We start from the raw sequence: 4,543 nt of genomic DNA on the forward strand, positions 1-4,543 counted from the left end.
ATCATCCCCGCCGAAACCGTCAGGCCGAGGCTGATCTGATTCATCACCGGAAAGGCCACGTCGCGCGCGCCGATCATCAGCGGGACGAGGAAATTCGCCAGTCCGAACACGAAGGGCACCGCAACGAAGAAGATCATGATCGTGCCGTGGGTGCTGAACAGTTCGGCAAAGTGTTTGGCTTCCAGGAACCCTTCGCCCGGTCCGGCCGCCTGTTGGGCGCGCATCACGACGCCTTCCAGAACGCCGCGCGCCAGCATGACGATGGCAAAGACGATATACATGATGCCGATCTTCTTGTGATCCGCGCTGGTCAGCCAGTCGCGCCACAGCGGCCCCCACAGGCGAAACCAGGTGAGCAGTCCCAGAACCGCGGCCACCCCCACGATCACCACGCCCGCCGCGGCATTGGCGACTATTTCATTCGTGTTGGGATCCTGGATCAGCCCGGCGATGGGGAAGGCATCCCAGTTCAGACGGCCGAAGAAACCGGACTCGGCAGATGTCATTGCTTGTCCTCCTGCCCGTATTGAGCGGTTCCCGGTTGCTGATCCTGCGGCAAAGGTTGCCCGTTGTGATACCGGCCCAGGATGCTGTGGAACAGATCGCCATCATCCAGGCGGAAATACAGCGCATTGTCCGGCATCTGCGCGGTGCCAAGCGCGGCCTGAACCTCGTCCCGGTCTGTCCGCATGGCCAACGTTCGGTAGGTTGCCGGGTCCAGAACGATACCGTTCTGCCGAACCCGGTCGACCCACGAGTCGAAGTCCGGCGGCGGCATCGCGACCGTCTGGAACTTCTGCTTGGTGAAGCCGCGCCCGTTGTACTGGGTGTTTTCGCCCTGCATTTGTCCGGGGGCATCAGCCACAAGATGCAATTGGGTCGTCATCCCCGGCATGGCATAGATCTGCCCCGCCAGGGCGGGAACCATGAATGACTGCATCACCGTGTCCGTCGTCAGTGTCAGGGCGACTTGTTGTTTTGTTGGCACCCCGAACTCACCCACCGTCGCGATGCCCAGGTCGGGGTAGATGAACAGCCATTTCCAATCCAGCCCCACCACCTGCACACGCAGGGCCGGTTCATCGCCGAACGGGGCCGCGTAAGGGTCCAGCCGGTGGGTTGCTTTCCAAAGATAAAAGGACAGCAGCGCCACGATCACCACCGGCACACCCCACATCGCGGTTTCCAGCAGGGGCGAGAAATCCCATTTTGGCCGATAGGCAGCAGGGCTTTGCGCGCGGCGGCGATAGCGTAGAGCGATCAAGGGAACCAGAACCAAAACCGGAATGACCGCAATCAGGATCAACGCGGTCGCGCGCACCAGGTGTGTTTTTTGGACCGCCGCAATAGGGCCTTGAGGATCCATGAAACTGTCGCTGGCCAGAGCCGATTGCGCCGCGCCCAACCACAATACGACCACGATCAGCGCTGTCAGTACCGCAGGTATCGTCCTGTTTCCGCTCACGCCGGATCGCCCTCATCAAACCTCAGGTTGGTGCAACTATCGGCAGAGTCAGCAGATTTCACAAGGTTTTTCCCGGGCGGCCGTAACCCACGTCACCGTCGAGTTGACTTGCCCAGTGGGTCGGGTCAGTCATTGGGTCATGCGTTTACTGCTTATTCTGATTGGACTGATCGCGTTTTCCGGCGCAGCGATCGCGCAGGACCGAGCCGCGGTCGAGCGGCAGTTTCAGGACTGGTTGCAGCAACAGGTCTGGCCGTTGGCTCGGGCGCAGGGTGTATCGCGCCGCACGTTTTACAGCGCAACCGACGGGGTTCGCCTGAATTGGGAACTGCCCGATCTTGTTCCGCCGGGCTCTCCGGCGCGGACGCCTAAAAAGCAAAGGCAAGCCGAGTTCGGGTCCCCCGGCCGGTATTTCAACGCAAATTCGGTTCAGGGTGCCGCCGCCGGCGGTCGGCGTATGGCCAAGCGTCATGAGGAAACGCTGCGCCGGGTCGAGGAACAGACCGGCGTTCCCGCCCGGATCATCCTTGCGGTCTGGGGCCGAGAAAGCGGCTATGGGCAGGTTCCGATCCGGCATGACGCAATCCAGGTGCTGGCCACCAAGGGATTCATGAGCACCCGCGCGGATTATTTTACCGGCGAACTGATCGCCGCGCTGCAGATCGTCGAGGCTGGTCACGTGAACGGCCGCACGATGAAAAGCAGCTGGGCCGGCGCGTTGGGCCAGCCCCAATTCATGCCGACCAGCTTTTTGAACCACGCGGCCGACGGCAATGCAGACGGCCGGGCCGACATATGGGGGTCGGCTGACGACACGATTGCATCGATCGGAAACTACCTCGCGCGGCACGGTTGGGTCAGCGGCCGCGATTGGGGGTTCGAGGTGACCGTACCGGCATCTGTGTCCTGCGCGCTTGAGGGTCCCGATCAGGGTCGCCCGATCCGCGACTGGGTCGCCATGGGCATCACACGCGTCTCGGGCCGCCCCTTCCCCGAACACGAGCTGCGCGGCGAGGGCTACCTGATGATGCCGGCTGGCCGGAACGGTCCGGCCTTTGTCGTAACGCCCAATTTCTACGTTCTCAAAGACTACAACATGAGCGACCTCTACGCCTTGTTCGTGGGCCATGTGGGCGATCGCATTCAGTATGGCGTGGGCGATTTCAAAGGCCGCTGGGGCAAGGTGGGCGGTCTCTACCGGTCGGATATCGCGACCATGCAGCAGGCGTTGATCGCGATGGGGCACGACGTGGGCGGTGCCGACGGGCTCCCGGGATACAAAACCCGCCGGTCGATCGGCCGCTGGCAGGAAGAAACCGACCAGCCCCCCACCTGTTTCCCCGAAGCCGGCATGAAGTCGCGGCTGCGTCCCTGACCGCTGGCGATTCGCCTGATCGGGCGAAAGCGAGCGGCGAAATTCTGCCGAAACAGATCGCGCCTCGGGCTGCAATCCGGGCGGCCTGGGCACGAAAATATCGCAACGATACACGCCATCGTTACAAAATTTCGGCGACCACGCGTCACGAAGTTTCTTTCTACCTTTAGGCGATCCGGACTCATGGGAAGGCTTTAACCCTGCCCAAAATAGTGGCACGGTCTCGGCCAGCGAGAGGAAGCTCTTGCATCCACTTCACCGACTGCAATCCAGAAAGCTGCGACGCAGTGTTCCTTGCGAATTGGCACAACCCAAAATTCAAAAGAACCGGGTCCCAGCGGATGTCGGGCAACCAGGGCCGCCGGACGCCATCCCATATGGATGCGCAGACCGCCGCCACAATAATTGGGAGAAGATCATGAACACCATCCTTCGAAACTCGGTGGCGGGCCTGCTGTGCTCGACCTTCATCACCGGAGCCGCGCTGGCCGCGGGCACCCATCCGGTCACCGGCGAGCCGCTGGCCGATGACCAGACCTTCGTCTACCGCGTGCTGGACGAGCACAGCTCGGTCGACCCGCAGGTGGTCGAGGACGTGTCGGGCGCCGAGATTGTCCGCGACCTGTTCGAAGGTCTGATGAACCAGGACGAAGACGGCTACCTGGTTCCGGGCGTGGCCACTGGCTATACCACCAACGAAACCAAGGACGTTTACACCTTCACCCTGCGCGACAACGCCAAGTGGTCGAACGGCGATCCGGTCACCGCGCATGACTTCGTTTTTGCCTGGAAACGTGCCGTCGATCCGGCGCTGTCGTCGCCCTATGCCTGGTTCATGGAGCTGATGTCGATCGAGAACGCCGCCGAGATCATCGCGGGCGACAAGCCGGTCGAGGATCTGGGCGTCAAGGCGATCGACGACCACACGCTGGAAGTGAAGCTGAGCGCGCCGCTGCCCTATTTCCCGCAGATGACCACGCACTCGACCACCTTCCCGGCCCCGCAGAAGGTCATCGAGCAGTTCGGCGATGAATGGACCAAGCCCGGCAAAATCGTGTCGAACGGCGCCTATATCCTGACCGAGCACCTGCCCAACGAACGCTCGGTGCGCGAGCGCAACCCGATGTACTGGGACAACGACAACACCATCATCGACAAGGTCGTGGCGCTGGTCATCAACGATGAAAACGTGGCCCTGACCCGCTATCTGGCCGGTGAGCTGGACCGCACCGAGGTGCCCGCAGGCCAGTTTCCGCGCCTGAAGAAGGAATACCCGAACGAGGCAATCAGCTTCCCGCGCCTGTGCAACTACTACTACACGTTCAACCTGTCCGACGGCGGCCCCGAGGCCTTCAAGGACCCGAACGTGCGTCAGGCCCTGTCGCTGGCGGTTGACCGTAAGATCATCACTGAGAACATCCTGGCCGGCGGTCAGCCCGAAGCCTATACCTTCGTGCCCGAAGCCACCGCAGGGTTCACCCCGCCGGTCGTGGAAATGGCGTCGATGACGCAAGCCGAGCGCGACGAGCTGGCCAAGGAACTGCTGGCCGAGGCCGGATACGGTCCCGACAACCCGCTGAGTTTCGCGATGGTCTACAACACCTCCGAGGCGCACAAGAAAGTCGCCGTGGCCCTCAGCCAGATGTGGAAGCAGAAGCTGGGCGCGCAGGTCGAGCTGGCCAACATGGAATGGAAGATCTTCC

The 4,543-nt window shown here is 62.1% G+C and carries 4 protein-coding genes; 2 read left to right on the top strand and 2 right to left on the bottom strand.

The features are described from left to right. Together AC2FM5_RS19225 and AC2FM5_RS19230 are read right to left on the bottom strand one after the other, a co-directional pair. Positions 1-506: cbb3-type cytochrome c oxidase subunit I (locus AC2FM5_RS19225; protein ID WP_496737546.1), on the bottom strand; the 506-nt coding region annotated here is incomplete at its 3' end. Continuing rightward, positions 503-1,465: a cytochrome ubiquinol oxidase subunit II gene (locus tag AC2FM5_RS19230; protein WP_496737548.1), complete on the bottom strand. Its 963-nt coding sequence runs from the start codon at positions 1,463-1,465 to the stop codon at positions 503-505. The genes AC2FM5_RS19230 and AC2FM5_RS19225, both read right to left, overlap by 4 nt. A 139-nt stretch (positions 1,466-1,604) precedes the next feature. On the opposite strand from AC2FM5_RS19230, the gene AC2FM5_RS19235 reads away from it, so the two are divergent. Both AC2FM5_RS19235 and AC2FM5_RS19240 read left to right on the top strand, forming a co-directional pair. Further along, on the top strand, positions 1,605-2,840 hold the full coding sequence (locus tag AC2FM5_RS19235; protein ID WP_496737550.1) for a lytic murein transglycosylase: 1,236 nt from the start codon (positions 1,605-1,607) through the stop codon (positions 2,838-2,840). 418 nt (positions 2,841-3,258) lie between these two features. Continuing rightward, positions 3,259-4,543 (top strand): peptide ABC transporter substrate-binding protein (locus tag AC2FM5_RS19240; protein ID WP_496737552.1); only part of this gene is annotated, 1,285 nt, incomplete at its 3' end.

It is taken from the genome of Ruegeria sp. BHSA162 (genome assembly GCF_059613385.1).